General features: G+C 43.9%; 22 protein-coding genes and 1 riboswitch. Of the genes, 12 read left to right on the top strand and 10 right to left on the bottom strand.

Annotation, left to right across the window (positions count from 1 at the left end):
- Window positions 1-141: 141 nt before the first annotated feature.
- The gene (locus AB5N96_RS07745; RefSeq protein ID WP_499705155.1) at window positions 142-522 is read right to left on the bottom strand and encodes a DUF2500 domain-containing protein; all 381 of its coding nucleotides are present in this window, start codon (window positions 520-522) and stop codon (window positions 142-144) included.
- 139 nt (window positions 523-661) lie between these two features.
- Here AB5N96_RS07745 and AB5N96_RS07740 point away from each other — a divergent pair, with 139 nt between their 5' ends.
- Window positions 662-2,140, top strand: coding sequence for a glycine betaine uptake BCCT transporter (locus tag AB5N96_RS07740; RefSeq protein WP_499705154.1), 1,479 nt, complete (start codon window positions 662-664; stop codon window positions 2,138-2,140).
- A gap of 54 nt (window positions 2,141-2,194) precedes the next feature.
- Here the strand turns inward: AB5N96_RS07740 and AB5N96_RS07735 are convergent, their stop codons facing one another.
- Window positions 2,195-2,638, bottom strand: coding sequence for a GNAT family N-acetyltransferase (locus AB5N96_RS07735; protein WP_499705153.1), 444 nt, complete (start codon window positions 2,636-2,638; stop codon window positions 2,195-2,197).
- A gap of 197 nt (window positions 2,639-2,835) precedes the next feature.
- Between AB5N96_RS07735 and AB5N96_RS07730 the strand changes: the two genes are divergently transcribed.
- Entirely contained in the window at window positions 2,836-3,483 is a 648-nt protein-coding gene (locus AB5N96_RS07730; protein WP_499705152.1) for an EAL and HDOD domain-containing protein, read from the top strand.
- A gap of 131 nt (window positions 3,484-3,614) precedes the next feature.
- Here the strand turns inward: AB5N96_RS07730 and AB5N96_RS07725 are convergent, their stop codons facing one another.
- Window positions 3,615-4,277 carry a type 1 glutamine amidotransferase domain-containing protein gene (locus tag AB5N96_RS07725; RefSeq protein WP_499705151.1) on the bottom strand — a complete coding sequence of 221 codons (663 nt, stop codon included), beginning with the start codon at window positions 4,275-4,277 and terminating at the stop codon, window positions 3,615-3,617.
- 54 nt (window positions 4,278-4,331) lie between these two features.
- Window positions 4,332-5,249, bottom strand: a complete 918-nt coding sequence (gene cysK / locus AB5N96_RS07720; protein ID WP_392454874.1) for a cysteine synthase A — start codon at window positions 5,247-5,249, stop codon at window positions 4,332-4,334.
- 165 nt (window positions 5,250-5,414) lie between these two features.
- Here cysK and AB5N96_RS07715 point away from each other — a divergent pair, with 165 nt between their 5' ends.
- A complete protein-coding gene (locus tag AB5N96_RS07715; protein ID WP_499705150.1) occupies window positions 5,415-6,290 on the top strand; it encodes a patatin-like phospholipase family protein in 876 nt (291 codons plus the stop codon).
- A gap of 10 nt (window positions 6,291-6,300) precedes the next feature.
- On the opposite strand, the gene AB5N96_RS07710 is transcribed toward AB5N96_RS07715, so the two are convergent.
- Together AB5N96_RS07710 and AB5N96_RS07705 are read right to left on the bottom strand one after the other, a co-directional pair.
- Window positions 6,301-6,852 carry an NADPH-dependent FMN reductase gene (locus AB5N96_RS07710; RefSeq protein ID WP_499705149.1) on the bottom strand — a complete coding sequence of 184 codons (552 nt, stop codon included), beginning with the start codon at window positions 6,850-6,852 and terminating at the stop codon, window positions 6,301-6,303.
- Window positions 6,853-6,864: 12 nt separating this feature from the next.
- On the bottom strand, window positions 6,865-7,233 hold the full coding sequence (locus tag AB5N96_RS07705) for a DUF2188 domain-containing protein (RefSeq protein WP_392454873.1): 369 nt from the start codon (window positions 7,231-7,233) through the stop codon (window positions 6,865-6,867).
- A gap of 102 nt (window positions 7,234-7,335) precedes the next feature.
- Here AB5N96_RS07705 and AB5N96_RS07700 point away from each other — a divergent pair, with 102 nt between their 5' ends.
- From AB5N96_RS07700 to AB5N96_RS07690, 3 genes are all read left to right on the top strand, one after another.
- Entirely contained in the window at window positions 7,336-7,533 is a 198-nt protein-coding gene (locus AB5N96_RS07700) for a hypothetical protein (RefSeq protein WP_204589485.1), read from the top strand.
- A 56-nt stretch (window positions 7,534-7,589) separates the two neighbouring features.
- Window positions 7,590-7,691: riboswitch (SAM riboswitch) on the top strand.
- Window positions 7,692-7,767: 76 nt separating this feature from the next.
- Window positions 7,768-8,049, top strand: a complete 282-nt coding sequence (locus tag AB5N96_RS07695) for a hypothetical protein (RefSeq protein ID WP_204589486.1) — start codon at window positions 7,768-7,770, stop codon at window positions 8,047-8,049.
- 11 nt (window positions 8,050-8,060) lie between these two features.
- The gene (locus AB5N96_RS07690) at window positions 8,061-9,197 is read left to right on the top strand and encodes a glycerate kinase (protein WP_499705148.1); all 1,137 of its coding nucleotides are present in this window, start codon (window positions 8,061-8,063) and stop codon (window positions 9,195-9,197) included.
- Window positions 9,198-9,415: 218 nt separating this feature from the next.
- On the opposite strand, the gene AB5N96_RS07685 is transcribed toward AB5N96_RS07690, so the two are convergent.
- A complete protein-coding gene (locus tag AB5N96_RS07685; RefSeq protein WP_499705147.1) occupies window positions 9,416-10,486 on the bottom strand; it encodes a CdaR family transcriptional regulator in 1,071 nt (356 codons plus the stop codon).
- 121 nt (window positions 10,487-10,607) lie between these two features.
- Here AB5N96_RS07685 and AB5N96_RS07680 point away from each other — a divergent pair, with 121 nt between their 5' ends.
- Window positions 10,608-11,729 (top strand): glycerate kinase, encoded by a 1,122-nt coding sequence (locus tag AB5N96_RS07680; RefSeq protein WP_499705146.1) that lies wholly within the window; start codon window positions 10,608-10,610, stop codon window positions 11,727-11,729.
- Window positions 11,730-11,746: 17 nt separating this feature from the next.
- Window positions 11,747-13,087, top strand: coding sequence for a GntP family permease (locus AB5N96_RS07675; protein WP_499705145.1), 1,341 nt, complete (start codon window positions 11,747-11,749; stop codon window positions 13,085-13,087).
- A gap of 53 nt (window positions 13,088-13,140) precedes the next feature.
- On the opposite strand, the gene AB5N96_RS07670 is transcribed toward AB5N96_RS07675, so the two are convergent.
- Window positions 13,141-14,367, bottom strand: a complete 1,227-nt coding sequence (locus tag AB5N96_RS07670; RefSeq protein WP_499705144.1) for an MFS transporter — start codon at window positions 14,365-14,367, stop codon at window positions 13,141-13,143.
- Between the two features lie 106 nt (window positions 14,368-14,473).
- Complete coding sequence (locus tag AB5N96_RS07665) at window positions 14,474-15,634, bottom strand: YbfB/YjiJ family MFS transporter (protein WP_499705143.1); 1,161 nt, start codon at window positions 15,632-15,634, stop codon at window positions 14,474-14,476.
- A 92-nt stretch (window positions 15,635-15,726) separates the two neighbouring features.
- On the opposite strand from AB5N96_RS07665, the gene AB5N96_RS07660 reads away from it, so the two are divergent.
- From AB5N96_RS07660 to AB5N96_RS07645, 4 genes are read left to right on the top strand one after another with little or no spacing between them, the layout of a single operon-like run.
- On the top strand, window positions 15,727-16,146 hold the full coding sequence (locus tag AB5N96_RS07660; RefSeq protein WP_392456775.1) for a DUF1801 domain-containing protein: 420 nt from the start codon (window positions 15,727-15,729) through the stop codon (window positions 16,144-16,146).
- Window positions 16,143-16,613, top strand: coding sequence for an SRPBCC family protein (locus AB5N96_RS07655; RefSeq protein ID WP_204589490.1), 471 nt, complete (start codon window positions 16,143-16,145; stop codon window positions 16,611-16,613). Before AB5N96_RS07660 ends, AB5N96_RS07655 begins: the two co-directional genes overlap by 4 nt.
- Window positions 16,614-16,642: 29 nt before the next feature.
- A complete protein-coding gene (locus tag AB5N96_RS07650; protein ID WP_204589491.1) occupies window positions 16,643-16,837 on the top strand; it encodes a hypothetical protein in 195 nt (64 codons plus the stop codon).
- A 24-nt stretch (window positions 16,838-16,861) separates the two neighbouring features.
- The gene (locus tag AB5N96_RS07645) at window positions 16,862-17,524 is read left to right on the top strand and encodes an RNase H family protein (protein ID WP_204589579.1); all 663 of its coding nucleotides are present in this window, start codon (window positions 16,862-16,864) and stop codon (window positions 17,522-17,524) included.
- A gap of 46 nt (window positions 17,525-17,570) precedes the next feature.
- Here AB5N96_RS07645 and AB5N96_RS07640 read toward each other — a convergent pair whose 3' ends face one another.
- A complete protein-coding gene (locus AB5N96_RS07640) occupies window positions 17,571-17,972 on the bottom strand; it encodes a hypothetical protein (RefSeq protein ID WP_204589492.1) in 402 nt (133 codons plus the stop codon).
- Between the last annotated feature and the right edge of the window lie 22 nt (window positions 17,973-17,994).

The raw sequence follows: 17,994 nt of genomic DNA, 5'->3' as shown, positions 1-17,994 counted from the left end.
TCACTGGCTAAGTCGAAAGATTCGACGGTTATTTATTGAGTTTCACCACTTCCTCATGTTATGGAAACTAAACACCCGGCTATACCCAAAAAAATCAGCTCCTTCTCTTGAGCTGACTCCAGAGAAGGTGCTGATTCTATTTTATACTTGTGGTTCTATCTTACGTTCAAAATTAATATAGCGTGTACCTTGGAACGTTAGTAAACCTAAATCACCTTCCGCAAGCTGCCCGAACTCATGCCCGCGAACTGGAAGCTCCATCCGGTCACCACTTTGTACTTCAAATGTTACATAATACCAAGTGCTAGCGGCGCTCTCTCCACTCCCACCTGACGTTTCTGTACGTTTCGTTTTCACTGAAGTGGGTACAGTGAGTTGAGGTGAATTGTTATTTTTTGCCCACGTTTTAATAGAGCCCCCAATTCCAATAATAATAACAGAAATAATTACAACAAACACCACAGCTATGAACACTGTTCCAAACGAATCCAAAAAGCCGAATGTAGGATCTGAATAACCCAATCAAACTCCCCCTTTTTATTTCTTTTACGAGATAGAGGTGGAGAAGTTTCATGTGGACGAAAAAGTACATCACTTGACCCTTACATAAAATTAAGGTAGGGTAGGGAATTGTGTAAACTACTAGAAAGAAGGGGAGAATGTGAAAAAAGTTACAAATGTATATTGGATTACACTTGCACTCGTTATAGTAACTGTCCTTTTTGGAGCAATTGTGCCGGAAGGTTTTGAATCTGTTACCGCGAATATGCAAGCATTTATAACATCTACTTTTGGATGGTATTACTTGATTATTGTGGGCCTAATGGTTGTTTTTACGCTATTTTTAATTTTTAGCCCGTACGGAAAGATTCGATTAGGAAAAGATACAGATCGTCCTGCATACTCACGTCCAACATGGTTTGCAATGTTGTTTTCAGCAGGTATGGGGATTGGACTTGTATTCTGGGGAGCGGCTGAACCGCTGTCACACTTTGCGGTGTCATCACCAACAGGCGAGACAGGAACAGATCAGGCCTTCCGCGATTCGATGCGTTATACATTTTTCCACTGGGGACTACATGCTTGGGCCATTTATGCGATTGTAGCTTTAGCACTCGCTTACTTCCAGTTCCGCAAAGGCGAACCTGGATTAATTTCTGCAACACTTAAGCCAATCTTTGGAGACAAAATGTCTGGACCATGGGGTGTTGTCGTCGACGTATTTGCTGTTTTCGCAACGGTTGTCGGTGTCGCAACTACTCTTGGCTTCGGTGCTGTTCAAATTAGTGGAGGACTAGCATACCTCTTAGGAATTGAAGTTTCTTATCCGCTGCAGGTTATTATTATCGCAGTAGTTACCGTTCTGTTCCTTGCATCGGCATGGACGGGACTAAGTAAAGGGATTAAATATTTATCGAATACGAACATGGTATTAGCGATTGCATTATTAATTGGTGTTGTCGTTCTTGGACCGACATTATTGATTTTCAATATGTTTACAGACAGCCTAGGGGCGTATTTGCAGAACATCGTTCGAATGACGTTCCGCGCTGCACCGCTCGACGGAGAAAGTCGCGACTGGATCAATGGTTGGACGATCTTCTACTGGGCTTGGTGGATTTCATGGGCACCATTTGTTGGGATCTTCATTGCTCGTGTTTCCAAAGGACGTACGATTCGTGAATTCTTAACAGGTGTATTGTTACTGCCATCCTTAGTGAGCTTCTTCTGGTTCTCAGCGTTTGGTTCTACGGCAATCAACGTACAGAAGTCTGGAATCAACTTGTCAGGGCTTGCGACAGAGGAAGTTTTGTTTGCAACATTTAACGAACTTCCATTCGCAACTATTCTGTCAATCATTGCGATCGTTCTCATCAGCACGTTCTTTATCACAAGTGCCGATTCGGCGACGTTTGTTCTAGGTATGCAAACAACGGGTGGATCGATGAATCCAGACAACTCTGTCAAGATCATCTGGGGAGTAGCACAATCATTGATTGCGGTGATCCTTTTAGCAGCTAACGGGCTAACAGCTTTGCAAAATGCCTTGATCATAGCCGCGCTTCCGTTCTCGTTCATCATGGTGTTGATGATGATTTCTACAGTCAAAGCGTTACAGTTAGAGCGTAAACGACTATAGTGCTAGAACTAAAAAAGACTCTTTTCGCGAGGTGCGAAAAGAGTCTTTGTCTGTTTAGAAGGTGATTCTGTGAGTTGTATCAGGTGAATGATGAACAGGGACGAAACCATTTTGACGATAGAAGGCATCTGCTTTCGCAGAATCTGTGCGACACGTGACACTCTTGAATGTTTCTTTTGCTTTTTCAAGACAAGCATCTAGCAACATTGTTCCAACACCGTTTCGACGTTCGTCAGCTGTTACATAAAATCTGCGAAGTCGTCCAGTAGAATGGTCATCTGCATAAGAGTTTTGTAAAATGCCTCCGATTCCTACAAGATGTCCGTCTCTCCATACCCCATATAAAGCTTCTCCTGGCTTTTTAAATAGTTCCGATCCATCTGCATATTGTTTAACCAGTCTTGTCAAAAATCGATACCCTTCATTTTCGCTTTCTTCAACAAGGTGTTGTACTGAAACTTCATTTAAATCGGTAATTTGTTTCACTTCGTATGACATGGTGTGGCCTCCCCTTTTCTTTTCTATTCGACATATCCGTTTTCAATCCCTCTATAACCTTAGGATTATTTAAAATAATTCGAAACCAAGACTTTTATCCTTTTTATTTTACAAACAAAAGTCATTTATTGTTTGATTATTCAGAAAACAATAGGTATAATAGTACTAATTAATCTGAATAAATGGAGGTGAAAAAGTTGAATCACTACCTTGCAAGGCAACCTATAGTGGATCGAAACGGACATGTCATTGCTTATGAATTATTGTATAGGAATAGTGAAGAAAACGTCTACACTGCGCAAGACCCAAATAACGCTACACGACAAGTACTCGAAACTGCCTATCATGTTATGGGATTAGATGTAGTTAGTCAAAATCTCCCCGTCTTTGTAAACTTTACTCGTGATTTGCTTATTCAACATCAACAATGGAACATCGCACCAGGTCAGTTGATTATTGAAGTGGTAGAGACGATTGAGTTTGATCAAGAACTGCTAAAAGCGTTGAAACAGTTGAAAAAGGCGGGTTATCAAATTGGATTGGATGATTTTAATTGCAATCTTTCTGTTGCAGGTATTCCTGAAATCATTCGCGTGGCAGATTTCATTAAAATTGACTTTCAAGCACCATTTGATCGACAAAAATGTACAGAACAATTAGCAAAACGATCTGGAAAGCGGCTGATTGCTGAAAAAATTGAAACACTTGAGGAGTATAAGCGAGCTTTAGACTCAGGGTACGCTTATTTTCAAGGGTATTTTTTTGGAAAGCCAGAAGTATTATCCGCTAGTTCCACCCCTATGCTAATTGACGATCAAATCCTCGTGCATGTTCCTCGATCTTAAAGCATAGTCACTGCATTCTTCTTTATAAGAGTTTTCCGGTGAGAAAAGGGTATACTTGTATCATTTTAATCAGATTCGCCAAGCACTGGATTTAAAAGGGCGCTGGACATAAGAAAAGAGTAGGCAATCGCCTACTCTTTTAATGTGTCGATAAATGCATGGGCAACAGCTTCCGTTGACTGTGGATTTTGTCCAGTAACTAAGAAACCGTCACGTACTACCTTTTCGCTCCAGTTATCTGCAGCTTCGTGGTGTGCGCCCAATTCTTCAAGCTTTGAAGCTAGTAAGAATGGCATGTCATCTTGAAGGCCTGTATCTTTCTCTTCAGCATCTGTGAACGCACTTACTTTTTTTCCTTTGACGAGTGGATCGCCGTTTGAAAGTGTGACACCGACTAAACCAGCTGGACCATGACATACAGCAGCGACAGGTTTATCAGCTTCATAGATAGAGCGAATCAGCTCTTGTAGTTTTGTATTATCCGGAAGGTCAAACATCGTGCCATGACCTCCTGGTAAAAAGATGCCGTCGAACTGGCTAGCATCTTGATGATCTAGGTGTTCGGTGTTTTCAATAAATTGTTTAGTAGCGAGCATTTCATCGGATACTTCGCCTTCCAAACTCGTAGGGTCAATCGGAATCTCGCCGCCTTTCGGACTCGCGACTGTTACATCATATCCTTCTTTTTGAAAGGCGAGGTAAGCTTCTCCAAATTCAGATAGCCAGACACCAGTTTTTTTTCCGTTCGGTAGTTCGAAGTGATTGGTTAATACCATTAGAATACGTTTTGACATACTTTTGGTCTCCTTTCAATATGAACATACCTCTTTTATATACCCGCTTTTTCTTTATTCAATCAGTCCCATTGATAAGTAGCGTTCACCTGTATCCGGAGCAATGCAAAGAACCTTTTTTCCAGGACCTAAGCGTTTTGCAATTTCAATGGCTGCATAAACAGCGGCCCCGGCAGAAGGCCCGACAAATATACCTTCCTCACGCGCAAGGCGACGGAAGAGGTCAATGGCTTGGTCATCTTCAATTTGGAAAATTTCATCGTAAATTGATGTATTCAAAATTGGCGGAATAAATCCAGGGCTCGTTCCGACAAGCTTGTGGCGACCAGGCTTTCCTCCAGATAATACAGGTGAGCCTTTTGGTTCTACAACGCCGATATACAGATTTGGAAGGTGAGCTTTTAGGGTCTCGCCAGTTCCTGTGATCGTACCACCCGTTCCAGCAGTCGCTACAAACGCATCCAACTCACCATCCATTTGTTCTAGGATTTCAAGAGCCGTAGTGCCACGATGTGCATCAGCATTTGCGGAGTTTTCAAATTGCTGTGGAATGAATGCATTGGGAATCGATTCTTTCAATTCCAGTGCTTTTCCGATCGCCCCCGGCATTTTTTCGTCTTGCGGTGTGAGAACCACTTCAGCACCAAAGGCTTTCAAGAGATTGATTCGTTCCTGTGTACTATTATCAGGAAGAACTAAAATTGCACGGTACCCACGTGCTGCTGCAACCATGGCAAGACCTATACCTGTATTCCCACTTGTTGGTTCAATAATTGTGTCACCTGGACGAATCAGACCTTGTTCTTCCGCTGCTTTGATCATATTATTCGCTGCGCGGTCTTTCACGCTTTTTGAAGGATTGTACATTTCAAGTTTCACATAAACATCCGCTGCACCTTCTGGGACAACGCGGTTTAATTTGACGGCAGGAGTATCGCCTATCAATTCAGTTATACTTTGGTAAATCGTCATTTTTTTCCCTACTTTCATGTTGTTTCTTGTTCAAACAGTATACCAAGTCAGGTATTTAAATTCCAATTCAAAGTGCTTTGATAGGATTTAATTTCGAGATTCCAGTTGCTTCCTGATTGCTTTTGCGAAATACTAGAATGAGAGAAGTAAAAAGGAGAGATCGCGATGAACGGAGCTGGATTAATTTTAGAAGGCGGAGGCATGCGAGGCGTTTTTACTGGAGGTATTTTAGAATCATTTATGGAGCAGGACTATTATTTTCCATATATCATAGGGGTTTCGGCAGGGGCATGTCACGGCTCTTCCTATGCAGCTAGACAACGAGATAGAAATCGGAAAGTATCCATTGACTATGTGACGCATCCGGATTATATTTCTTTAAAAAATTTAGTGACAAAACGAGAATTGTTTGGGATGGACTTGCTCTTTGATAAGTTGCCGAATGAACTCGTCCCATTCGATTACGAAACGTTTTCTGCATCTCCGGAACGTTTTGTCGTTGGAACGACTGATTGCTATAGTGGAAAACCAATCTATTTTGAAAAGGGAGCACCTCGGGATGAGATTTTGAAGGTGGTTCGGGCCTCTAGTTCTTTACCTTTCATGGCTGCACCCGTTGAGTATAAGGGGCTAAAGTTAATGGACGGTGGCATTGCCGATCCAATCCCATTAAAGAAAGCACTTGAGGATGGAGTAGAGCGCCCCGTTGTCGTTTTGACACGTCCAAAGGGGTATCGCAAAGCAGCTTCCCGGTTTTCAGGGGTCAGTAAGTTCATGTATAAACAATACCCTGGATTGGTCGAACAGATGGAAACACGATGGAAGCATTACAATGAAACGCTGGATTGGCTGGATGAATTAGAAACGCAAGGCGATGCATTTGTTATTCGTCCACAAGAAACGTTTAAAATCAGTCGAGCAGAACGCAATCCACAGCGGTTGTCTGCGTTATATGAATTCGGCTTAAAAAGTGGGCGAGATGGGTTTGACGAATTAATGGACTGGCTAGGGGAACCATATTCCATCATGCCAAAAGCCTGAGGAAGTCTCCTCAGGCTTTGTTTGTACGTAGTGGTTTCAATGCCCCGCCCCATGCGAGTACTTGGTCAAACATGTCGTTGACGTTTTTGTTGTGAAGGTCACGAGGTGTAAATGTTTGTCCTTTTTCAAAATCTAAGAATAAGGATAAGACAGGATGTACACGTACATCTGCAATCATAAGCTCAGCGCATACTTGTCGAACATGCTCAGCTGCACGTGTACCTCCTGCAGATCCGTAACTGACAATTCCAGCTGCTTTGTTGTGCCAAGACTCTTTCGCACTATCAAATGCATTTTTTAAAGCTCCCGTCATGCTGTGATTGTATTCTGCGACAACAAATACAAAGGCATCGAGGGAGTCGAGCTTTTCATTCCATCGTTTTACACCTTCTGATTCAGCTGTCCCAAGCAGTGGAAGGTCAAAATCTTTGATATCTACCAGTTCATAATTGGCGTCTTCACGTCCTTTTGCTTTTTCAACGAGCCATTCTCCAACTTGTGGACTGACCCGACCATCACGCGTACTCCCTAAAATAATGCCTACCTTTAATTTTTCGCTCATCACCATTCCTCCTCATTCATAATAGGTATCTTCAACGGATCCATCTTGTTTAAACACTTTTAAAATGCCATCTTTATCATTGACATATGTTTTTGCTTCTTCAAGAAGCGATTCTTTTGTAGTAGCCGTCTTAATGGCCCTTTCTCCGTCCTGTTTCATAAGTATCCAGTCGTCTTCATGTGCTTTCACTACATAATGAGGGCGTGAAGAATTGTCACTCCCGCTAACATAGTCACGTGCTTTCGCCGTTGCAATAGAAATGGCGCGGCCTTCTTCCATACCGTCATCCACCATCGCATTTGCCATCTCAATCGCTTTATTCCGTACACTAGCGTCTAAATTTTTCATGGAATCGGGATAGTCCGTTTTTGTCCATGGCATTTCAAATCGCCTCCTTGAATTCCTATTTCCCTGCTCGAGTCGTTTTAAACAGGTGGTTGGAGGGAATACTTTACTAATTCAGAATAAGTGGAGGGATGCACAATGTTTGAAAAAGACAAAGATAAAGAGAAAGTAAATAGTGGGAAGATTCCAATGCCAAGCGATGAAAAATCATTGACTGAAGAAGAAAAAATCGATAGTGATCCGTTCTTTTATCGGGAAGACCCTGCGGATAAAGATGGCGAGAATGAACTGTATAACCATAAAAATGCTGATGAAGATGATATCCGATCGAAATGAGGCTGGGAAATTCCCCCTCTTTCTGCTATACTTGACCTAACTGAACATGAACTCTTTTCTTATCAAGAGAGACGGAGGGAATTGGCCCTACGAAGTCTCAGCAACCTGCCCGCGCGGTAAGGTGCTCCATCCAACAGGGGATACCTGAACGATGAGGAGAAATTGTGCACTTGCAACTCTTCTCTCTCGTGGGGAAGAGTTTTTTGTTTGGCACAATTTTAGGAGGCGATTCACATGGGAAAAGAAGCACTTGAAAAGCAGTTGTATGAATTAAAGACGAAAGAAGTCAAAAGCTATGCGGGGGCTATGCAGCGTCATCAACAAGTCAAAGCACTAGAAGCGCAGTTGCACTACTTGGAGCTTGGGGAAGAAATATCTCGCCAGCGAGTCGATGAGGCGATCGAAGAAATTACAGCACTTGAGCAGGAGATTGCGCGACTATCACGAAGTATAGAAGAAAAGAAACAGGATTTACATTTCTACTTATTCGGTCCATCCGTCAAACGACTATTTTAGGGGGAACAGCCATGAAATTCATCATCAGCTCAGATGCTTGGAAAACAACATTAACATCTAAACAAGCAACCCGTGCTATTGCACAAGGCTTGCAGTCTGTCGATCCAACGCTTGAAATTGTAGAGTTCCCGATTGCAGATGGAGGGGAAGGAACTTTGGATGCGCTTATGAATGCAACGAGAGGAACATACAAAACGGCCACTGTTCATGACCCGCTTGGCCGTCCGGTTGAGGCGAAGTATGGTGTCACAGGGCTTTCGCGTCATACATGTGTGATTGAGATGGCGCAAGCTTCCGGTTTCTCCTATGTCAAAAAGCATGAACAGAACCCACGACTCGCGTCTACGTTTGGCACCGGTGAACTGATTCGTGCAGCACTTGATGAAGGGCATCGCAATTTTATTTTGGCAATTGGGAGCAGTGCAACAAATGACGGAGGAGCAGGTATGTTACGGGCTCTTGGATTGAAGTTTTTAGACAAAGAGGGTCAGGAAATGTCAGGAGATTTGGTACAACTTAAACATCTTGATCGGTTAGATGATGCAGAGTTTGATAAACGTCTTCAAGAATGTACATTCGCAGTAGTGAGTGATGTACAGATTCCATATATAGGGCCTCAAGGTGCAACGCGTCTATATGGGGAGACGAAAGGCCTGCAAGCAGAAGAGTCGGAAGAAGTGGAAGCAGCACTCCAACAGCTAGCAGATGTCATCGAGGCACATACCGGGGTTCGTCTGCATGACCGAGCAGGAGCGGGTTCTGGAGGAGGCTTAGGCGGAGCCGTCCAAGCATTTTTCCCGACCAAGTGGTATCACGGAATCGATTTTGTGCTGAAGCGATCAGGATGGGAAAATGCATTGTCTGGTGTTACACACGTAATTACTGGAGAAGGACGCCTTGATGCGCATACGTTCTTAGAAGGAAAAGGACCGCATGGCGTGGCGAAGTTTGCAGGGGACAAAGGCTTGCCGGTGACATTGTTTGCTGGAAGTGGCGATATCGATGTGGCTGAAGAAGCTAACGATGTTTTCAATGAAGTCGTGGTACTTGCCACTTCAGAGAAAGAAGTAGAGCAAGCGCTTGAAAAGCCTGAAGAGGTGTTACGACAAGCGGCAGCGCGCTGGTACGCAGTAAAACGCGGAGAATAAACGAAAGCCTAGCGGGTAAGATTACCTGCTAGGCTTTTTTGTGGCGTGCTGAATTAGTTTCCATAATATGACTCAGGGCACAAACGGAGATTTTGAGGGCATAAAACCGGGCGCTCGAGTCACAAAACAAACTCTGCAGGGCACAAACACAGTCATTCAGGGCACAAACCTCCGAGCGACCTAAGCCCTTTCCTAGTAAGTTCTTAACAAATCAGGCCTTACTCTATTATTTTACTAGGCGCCCACTCACAAGCGAGCCAAAACTTCACGGCATGCTCAAAATTTAATGGGTCTAGCCCAGTTAATCGCTCAATCTGCTCTATGCGATAACTTAGGGTGTGGCGGTGGATCCCAATAAATGTAGCAGCCTGTTGAATCGATAAATTATGAGTCAATAGCGCTCGGATCGTTTCAAGTGCTTTCTCGTCCAGGCCGTCCAATAGTGTGAAACTAAAACTTTCTCGGTCGATAGTAGGCACTTGATCAAGCAAATAAGTCACTTCGAACTCTGAAAACTGAGCCAATGCTGTGGTCTGATGTTGCCCAGTGACTTGTGCAGAACGTAAACTGATTTGGAGTTCCTGAACAGATGAGACCGACTTTCCAACAGCTACTTTTGCTGACTTTGTTGTACGCAAGAAGCGTTCAAGCTTTTCGACTAACCGCTCTGGAGATAATCCGCTTGTGATCAATACTAGCTCTTCGTTTACACCTATACCAACAAGTTTATCTGGCCATTCTAAAAAATCTTCTATTTTTCTACGAAGTGTATTCGTCTGTCCGGATACATCTTTGAATACACTGCAACAGAGAGGCCCTTTCAATGAAACGCCCGATAAATTAGCACGCTCAACTGTACTCGCAGAAAGCTCGCCTCCCACGAATAATTCCGTCACCGCATCATCTTTCCACTTTCTTTGCCACTCCGACTCAGTCGTCACAATGGATTGATGCAGCATCAGTTCACATGTTAACTGAACTAACGGAGCAACAGAAGCTAGTTCGTTGGGATCCCCTGTAATACCGATAACAGCGACGATTTTGTCGTGATGACGGAGGGGAAGATTGATACCAGCTTTGCTCCCAGGCCACTTTTTTACATCTTCTTGAAAAATCTGCAGAGTTTCTCCCGTTCTCCCCACATAAGCAGCTCCTTCATGCAATTGCTGTAGACGTAAAGCTTCACCTGAGGCCACAATAATTCCAGTTGCATCCATGACATTGATATTATGATGCAGACGAATCATCGTTTGCTCTACCATTTGGTTTGCAAGTTCACGTGTCAACATCGACATCACTCCCAAAAAAATATAAAAATTAATCCTATAATTTATACAACTAGTATAATGCATTGTCTGAAAATACACACTACACTAATTTGTAAGCGTTTACGAAATGAGGGGAGTCATCATGAACATCATCATCAGTCCAGATTCGTTTAAAGGAACTCTTAGCGCGAAAGAAGCAGGAATGGCTATTCGAGAAGGGATTCAATCTGTTCGTCCAGACATCAACTGTACGGTTGTTCCGATTGCCGACGGAGGAGAAGGCACACTTGAAGCTTTAGTGGATGCCACAGCTGGTCGGCTGATTGATGTGTCTGTCTTAGATCCTTTAAGTCGAGAAATCGTAGCTCACTATGGCATTCTTGGAGACGGCGTAACAGCTGTCATTGAAATGGCAGAAGCCTCTGGAATTACGCACATAGCTCCAACTGACCGCAATCCGCTTCGGGCCACGACATTCGGTACGGGTCAACTCATTCGGCATGCACTGGATGAGGGATGCCGCAAGTTCATCGTGGCAATTGGGGGAAGTGCGACAAACGATGGTGGGATTGGGGCACTCAGAGCACTGGGGATACGTTTTTATGATACTTCTGGAATGGAACTCAGAACGCACTTGCCGGACTATCTACAGTTAGGAGAAATTGACCTTTCAGATTTTGATTCACGTATCGCCTCTTGTGATTTTTCAATCGCTTGCGATGTGGACAATCCACTACTAGGCGAACGTGGAGCGACGGCTGTTTTCGGACCACAAAAGGGTGTCACCCCTGAACTTGCGCCTATTCTTGAAAATGTGCTCCAGAGGTATGCAGACGTTGTGTACAAATTGACAGGACAAGCGCATCACTTGAGATCAGGGGCAGGAGCAGCAGGGGGTTTAGGGATGGCCTTGCTTGCCTTCTTTCCGGCGCATCTCGAACGAGGAATTGATTCAGTTTTGGATGCTATCGAGTATGACCAGTATTTGCGAGAAGCGGACTTGGTGATTACGGGAGAAGGGAAGTCGGATGTTCAGACTCTATCCGGTAAAGCACCTCTTGGGGTGGCAGAACGTGCGCGACGAGTTGGGGTAAAGGTCGCGTTGTTGTCTGGTATGATTCCGTCTCAGGAGAAGAGTTTGCTCGTTCCTCATTTTTCGTATGTAGAAGCCATTGTGTCAAGGGAATGTACGGTGGAACAAGCATTGTCCAAGCCGTATGAGGCGCTTGCTCAAGCAGCGGCGCGATTGGGGAGAAAACTTTAAATTAAGGGGGAACCACTATGTTATTTGCGATTATTTTACTTGGCGTCGTATTGATTGTTCTTTCGACAGCTGTTTTGAAAGTCCATCCGTTCATTTCTCTTATTGTTGCAGCATTCTTTGTTGGAATTGCAGCTGGATTACCTTTAGTAGATGTTGTGCGCTTTGTAAATGAAGGATTCGGTGGATTGATGACGAGTATCGGACTTGTCATCGTGGCAGGTACAATTATTGGCGTTATTTTAGAAAAATCAGGAGCTGCCTACCGGATGGCAGAAGTTGTGCTACGTGTCATTGGCGAAAAGCGTCCACAACTTGCAATGTCATTAATCGGATACATTGTATCGATTCCTGTATTTTGTGATTCAGGATATGTTATTTTATCAAGCTTGAAAAAGGCGTTGGCAAAACGTGCAAAGGTCGCTGTTGCATCAATGGCGATTGCCCTTGCTACTGGTTTATTTGCAACACATACATTAGTACCCCCAACACCAGGTCCGATTGCAGCAGCTGGAAATATCGGCGCAGCAGACTATTTAGGAACAATCATACTGGTTGGTTTGTTGATTTCGATTCCAGCGGTCATTGTCGGGTACATCTGGGCAGTCAAAGTCGGATCCAAGATTCAAGTGGAAGAAGATTTGGAAGCACTTGATTACGACGAGATCATTTCGTCGTTCGGCAAGATGCCTTCTACAGTGAAATCGTTCCTACCTCTTGTAGTGCCGATTGCTTTGATTGCAATAGGTTCGATTGCGACGGCATTGGGAGGAGAAGGAAATATCACGGCATTCTTCCAATTCCTTGGAGCGCCAACAGTTGCTTTATTCTTAGGGGTATTCGCAGCACTTCCACTCCTTCCTTCGTATGATAAAGATACGTTGACAGGATGGGTGGGCGACGGATTGAAAGAAGCAGCACCTATTCTTTTGATTACAGGTGCGGGTGGAGCGTTTGGAACGGTGATTCGAAATACTGGAGTGGCGCAACAACTTGAAGCAATGGATTTGTCTGCATTCGGAACAGGGGCATTATTCTTGATTGTTCCATTCTTAATTGCAGCAGCTCTGAAAACTGCGCAAGGTTCGTCCACAACAGCCCTAGTCATCACTTCCACGCTTGTTGCTCCTTTAGTTGTAGAATTAGGGATCACGGGTGGCGTAGCACTTGCATTAGTTGTTATGGCAATCGGAGCGGGTGCCATGACCGTGAGTCACGTGAACGACAGCTTTTTCTGGGTAGTGACAGAGTTCAGTGGCATGAAAGTAACGGATGCTTACAAAGCTATGACAATGTCAACGTTGTTGATGGGTGTAACAACGATTGCTGTAACAATGCTAGCTTGGGTCATCTTTGTCTAAATAAAAAAGGGTGGAGATTCGCTTTCATGCGAATTTCCACCCTTTTTTGATAATTATGGTGCGACGACGGGACGTTTCTTATGTCGCGAATAGAACCAAAACATGGCGAAGAATACAAGACTGCTTGAAAGTCGTAAGAACGCATTGATGTGCATAGCTTCAACAATACCAAACAGTTCAAGAAACAAAATCCCGATCTGCGGTGCAATAAATGCCATTAGAGAAAGTAAGACATTATATGTCGTGATACAATACGTACGTTTATCCGCTGGACTATGTTCAAGTAGCATATTGAAGAGGACTAAGATAACCCCGGACAGGAAGAAACCAGAAGTCGTTTGAACTAAGAACAGTAAAAAGAAGTTTGTCGTCAATACGGTAAAGAATGGCGCGGAAGCCATCCCGATTGCTAAGACAATAAACACGAGCGTATTGGAATACTTCTCGGACCACTTTTTCCACAGGGGATAGGTAAAGAACTGCATCAACATGTTTCCTGCAGAGAACATACTAAACCAAAAAATTGTCGCTTCGGCAATTCGCACGTGATAGATGTTAAAAAGTCCCCAAGCCATTTGCCACGTAAAATTGAAGAAGAGGGCGGCCACTAAGAACCATCTATAGCCCTGGTCTTTGAAGATGGACCAGTCCATTAATTTTGGTTTCGTATCTGTCACGACGGGATCGTTTTCCTTATGGCGAAATACTAAAAACCCTTCAAGTAAACCAAAACAAAGTGCGACTGCGAATAAAATCTGATACGACATCACACTCTCCGTCGCGTCTCGCAATACGATTCCAACGAAGAGAGTCGTGAATAAACCGACGACTGTTAACATTCGGTTCCGGTCACTGAAAAACTGTGCACGGCGATGTTCATCCACTAATCCACTGATAAGCGTCTGCCAGCCGATTGTTGCCAGAGCAGTTGGGACATGCATCATTCCAATGATGACGAGAAATGCCCAGGCCTGCCACTCCAACGGGAGATAGACGACAAAGACGATGGCAAGAAAAAACAGCCTCGCTGTGATAATGGCTGTACCGACGATTCGTTTATGCGTACTACTTTTGTTCAACAAGATAGCTGCTGGAATGGTCATGAGTAAAGCAATCAAAGGAGGGAGCGAGCTCAATAGTCCTACTTGGTAGTTACTCGCACCTAAAATCGTAATCATAAAGAGCGGGAAAAAGGTGTTGGTAATATTAACGGCCATAGTAGAGGCCATTCCGTTATAAATACTAATGCGTTCATTATAGGGGCGATCCATTTTTAGCATAGTTGTTCTCCATCCATCATTCGTTACCTGAATTATACTCCGGAAACCGAAATTTACAAGAGACTTCCGGAATATTTTTCGGTTGACGAAGAAAAAGACATCCGATTCAGGATGTCTTTTGTCGTTCTAAATAGATAATAGGGAGCGTACACAATGCGCCGAGGGCAATGACAGCGGCTGCTCCTACAAGAGCCAGTGAATACGAACCGGTCTGATCCGCAAGAGCTGAAGCCAAAATAGGACCCATCATCTGACCAAGTGCATAGGTAACTGTTAAAACAGACAAAATCCGAGCGCTCGCGTGTGGGAACTTTTCCCGTGCATACGAAGCGACGAGGACCGTCACGCCCATAAACGTAGCGCCAAACAAAATTGCACTTAAATAAAAACTGACGGGACTCTGCGATATAGCTGGCAATACAACGCCTGTTGCTTGAATAGTCAGGAGTGCAGCGAACGATTTCATCCAGCCGAATCGATTTCCGACGAATGCCCAAATCATCGTGGAAGGTACTGCTGCCAGACCGACAATCGCCCAGACATTCGTCCCGCTCCCGGCAAATACACTGGACTGCTCGGCAATCGCTACGATAAATGTGCCCGTGATGATGTAGCCAAGCCCTTCCAACCCGTATGCAACTAACAACCAAATCAGCCAAGGTTCAAATCGGCGTTTGGATGAGGGGGGTGCTTGAGAGGGAGGTGAACTCTCGGGTTCTTTCACGACAGCCACTACATACATAGCTAGAAGAAGTGCAATAAAACCAAGACCGATCCAAGCGCCGTCACTAGAATAGCGTTCGACAAGTGGAGCAACTACTAGACCCGACACGAAAATGCCAAGACCTACCCCAGCATACATCACACCGGATAAGCCAATCCTTCCAATAGCTGCGAGGCGGTCCAAGATAATACTTGATGTCAACACGAAAACAAATGCACTCGTCACTCCGGACACAAAACGGAACAAGATCCATACGATAGGTGATTCTACAAGTCCCATCGCGAATGTCAACGAGATACTAATGGCTAAACTTAGGAGCAACAGTTTCCGACGATAAGTTTGAATGGGTAATATACTTCCGGCTATCGCTCCGGCCAAGTACCCTGCATAATTGGCGGATGCAAGGGTGCCTGCAAAAACAGTTGAAAATCCCTTTTCTAGCTGCATAAATGGTAAGATAGGAGTATACGCAAAACGTCCGATACTCATTGCAATAAACAGTGCAAATACGCCACCCATCACTAGGTAGAGTGGATGCTTCATAGTTTTCACCTCAGTTAATTCAATTCACTTCATTCAGTATACGTGAAAAATTCGCTTTGCGAAATAGTCAGAGAAGGGACTGGGAAACGATGGTGTATGAACAAAAAACAAAGCCGACAGATGCTAGTGTCAATGAATTTATCGAACAAATCGAGAAACCTTCCAAAAAACAGGACGCGTATCGTTTACTGGACATATTCTATGAAGAAACAGGGTATGAGCCTGTACTCTGGGGCCCGAGCATTATTGGATACGGCGCGTATCATTATAAATACGCAACAGGTCACGAGGGGGACGCAGCGATTACAGGTTTCTCGCCTCGTAAGACCGCTCACGCTCTTTACTTAGATCCAGGAGACGATCGCAGAGAAGAATTGCTTTCAAAACTTGGGAAACACAAATCTGGAAAGAGTTGTGTATACATCAATAAAATCGCTGATATCGATGAAGCAGTTTTACGTGAAATGATTCGTCGGACCGTCACAGCAGTTAAAGAGAGGTATCCAGAATGAAGTGGGATCAACGAATTGAGATAGAAGCCCCGATTGAAACAGTATGGGCGCTTTTTGATGAAGCAAATCCGCAGCGTATTATGCCGAAAGTAGAGAGCAATGAATGGATTGTGCAAAACGACCCGTTACCAGGCTCATCGTACAAACAAACCTACCGAGAAGGCACGCGTACAGAGAGTTATCATGTTACGATTACAGAGTTTGTGGATGAACCAGCGTTTAAGAAGAAAGCTATACAATTTATTTTAGCTAAGTTATTTGAGACGACTTTAACATTCGAACTACACAAACTTGCAGAAGACCGAACAGAATTCCGATATATCGGTTCAAATATAGGCATCAATTTTGTAGCTAAGACGATGCTGAAGTTAGGCAAGAAGCAGGAGAATGGTGGTCCAGTCGTCGAAGAATTCGTTAAGCGTGTGAAGCGTGAAGCAGAACAAGATGCAAACCTATCCGAGAACTAGTTCTATAGAAAAGAAAGGAGACGAATGAGATGAAGTATTTACAAGCACAAATGAGTCAATTAGTGAAATCAGACCGTGAGTTGCAGAAAAAGTTAAAAGGTCTGATGAAAGAACATGATTTAGGGAAGGCGCATGCTTTAAAGGCGCTGTATCATTCTGAAGTCGCGGATAGCGGCAAATATATGAATGCCTACAAGGAACTGGACGGGCATCACTCGAATTAATCCTTGTCTTAGGGGGTCTTGATGATGAATGTATCGATTCGTTGGCTTTATAAAACACCTAGAAATCAAGAAGCACGCTTTGAATCGGGGGAAATGCCACTCGAAAGAGCCCTATTGTTTATTGAGGATATGGAGCGTACAGGACGTGTGAAACAAGTCGATTTGATCGACAGCCGTGGTACGTTATGGACAGTCAAAGAAGCAAAGCGCTATATGAAAGAAGTGGAAGTGGAACCACACACTATCCGTGTCTATTTTGATGGCGGCTATAAACGTGAGACTGCGGAAGCAGGCCTTGGTTGCGTCATTTATTATGAACAAAATGGAAAGTCCTACAGACTGCGTCAAAATGCATTTGTCGAAGGCTTTACATCAAATAATGAAGCGGAATTCGCAGCACTTCATTTGGCTCTTCAGGAGCTAGAGTTTTTGGGAGCGAAAGGTGTGCCGGTTGAGATTCGCGGAGATTCCCAAGTGGTGTTGCAGCATATGATTGAAGACTGGGAGATTATGGACCCGACCCTTGCTTCTTGGGGGCGGCGTGTTGATCAAAAGCTTGATAAGATGAAGTTACAGCCAGAGTATCATCAGATACCACGTCATAAAAATAACGAAGCCAATCGTTTGGCAACTCAGGCCTTAAAAGGAATTCCTGTAGCTGCGGAGATTGAACTTGTATCAAAATAAAATCAGCACCTTCTCTTAGATGAAAGCTAGAGAAGGTGCTGATTTTTTATTTACGTGAAGTAGATGGGACTGTGAAGAACGTAATGACAGCAAACAAGAAGAACGCAATCAATAAAATCGTCCCGCCGACAATAAAGAACACCAGGATAAATGTCTCGTTCAAGTTAAACGGATTTAAATTGTACATCCACATACCTGCAGTCAATCCGATAGCGCCAATAATTGCTGTGATGCCATGGATTGTGACCAATTTTTTATACTTGATTTCGAACAGCTGATAAAAAATTCCCCATGCAAATACGGATAACCAACCAACTAACAAGATGTGTGCGTGTACAGGGCTCAGTGCGTAATCCATAGCACCTGCCATATGTGAGCCTAAATACGTGCCGATAAAGCCAAAAATTGCTGAGATTTGTATTAAACGAATACTCCATTTCTTTTCCATAAGAACCTCCTAGTTTCCTGTG

The organism is Chryseomicrobium imtechense (assembly GCF_041475995.1).
Lineage (GTDB): Bacteria > Bacillota > Bacilli > Bacillales_A > Planococcaceae > Chryseomicrobium > Chryseomicrobium aureum.
Note: the sequence above shows the minus strand (reverse complement) of the source record. Positions and strands in the feature narration are given on the sequence as shown.

Bases quoted from the DNA above. Each gene is read 5' to 3' on its own strand.
- AB5N96_RS07735 (WP_499705153.1), bottom strand. From the start codon at position 2,638: ATGTCATACGAAGTGAAACAAATTACCGATTTAAATGAAGTTTCAGTA.
- AB5N96_RS07725 (WP_499705151.1), bottom strand. From the start codon at position 4,277: ATGTCAAAACGTATTCTAATGGTATTAACCAATCACTTCGAACTACCG.
- cysK (WP_392454874.1), bottom strand. From the start codon at position 5,249: ATGACGATTTACCAAAGTATAACTGAATTGATAGGCGATACTCCTGCC.
- AB5N96_RS07715 (WP_499705150.1), top strand. From the start codon at position 5,415: ATGAACGGAGCTGGATTAATTTTAGAAGGCGGAGGCATGCGAGGCGTT.
- AB5N96_RS07710 (WP_499705149.1), bottom strand. From the start codon at position 6,852: ATGAGCGAAAAATTAAAGGTAGGCATTATTTTAGGGAGTACGCGTGAT.
- AB5N96_RS07705 (WP_392454873.1), bottom strand. From the start codon at position 7,233: ATGCCATGGACAAAAACGGACTATCCCGATTCCATGAAAAATTTAGAC.
- AB5N96_RS07700 (WP_204589485.1), top strand. From the start codon at position 7,336: ATGTTTGAAAAAGACAAAGATAAAGAGAAAGTAAATAGTGGGAAGATT.
- AB5N96_RS07695 (WP_204589486.1), top strand. From the start codon at position 7,768: ATGGGAAAAGAAGCACTTGAAAAGCAGTTGTATGAATTAAAGACGAAA.
- AB5N96_RS07690 (WP_499705148.1), top strand. From the start codon at position 8,061: ATGAAATTCATCATCAGCTCAGATGCTTGGAAAACAACATTAACATCT.
- AB5N96_RS07685 (WP_499705147.1), bottom strand. From the start codon at position 10,486: ATGTTGACACGTGAACTTGCAAACCAAATGGTAGAGCAAACGATGATT.
- AB5N96_RS07680 (WP_499705146.1), top strand. From the start codon at position 10,608: ATGAACATCATCATCAGTCCAGATTCGTTTAAAGGAACTCTTAGCGCG.
- AB5N96_RS07675 (WP_499705145.1), top strand. From the start codon at position 11,747: ATGTTATTTGCGATTATTTTACTTGGCGTCGTATTGATTGTTCTTTCG.
- AB5N96_RS07670 (WP_499705144.1), bottom strand. From the start codon at position 14,367: ATGCTAAAAATGGATCGCCCCTATAATGAACGCATTAGTATTTATAAC.
- AB5N96_RS07665 (WP_499705143.1), bottom strand. From the start codon at position 15,634: ATGAAGCATCCACTCTACCTAGTGATGGGTGGCGTATTTGCACTGTTT.
- AB5N96_RS07655 (WP_204589490.1), top strand. From the start codon at position 16,143: ATGAAGTGGGATCAACGAATTGAGATAGAAGCCCCGATTGAAACAGTA.
- AB5N96_RS07650 (WP_204589491.1), top strand. From the start codon at position 16,643: ATGAAGTATTTACAAGCACAAATGAGTCAATTAGTGAAATCAGACCGT.
- AB5N96_RS07645 (WP_204589579.1), top strand. From the start codon at position 16,862: ATGAATGTATCGATTCGTTGGCTTTATAAAACACCTAGAAATCAAGAA.
- AB5N96_RS07640 (WP_204589492.1), bottom strand. From the start codon at position 17,972: ATGGAAAAGAAATGGAGTATTCGTTTAATACAAATCTCAGCAATTTTT.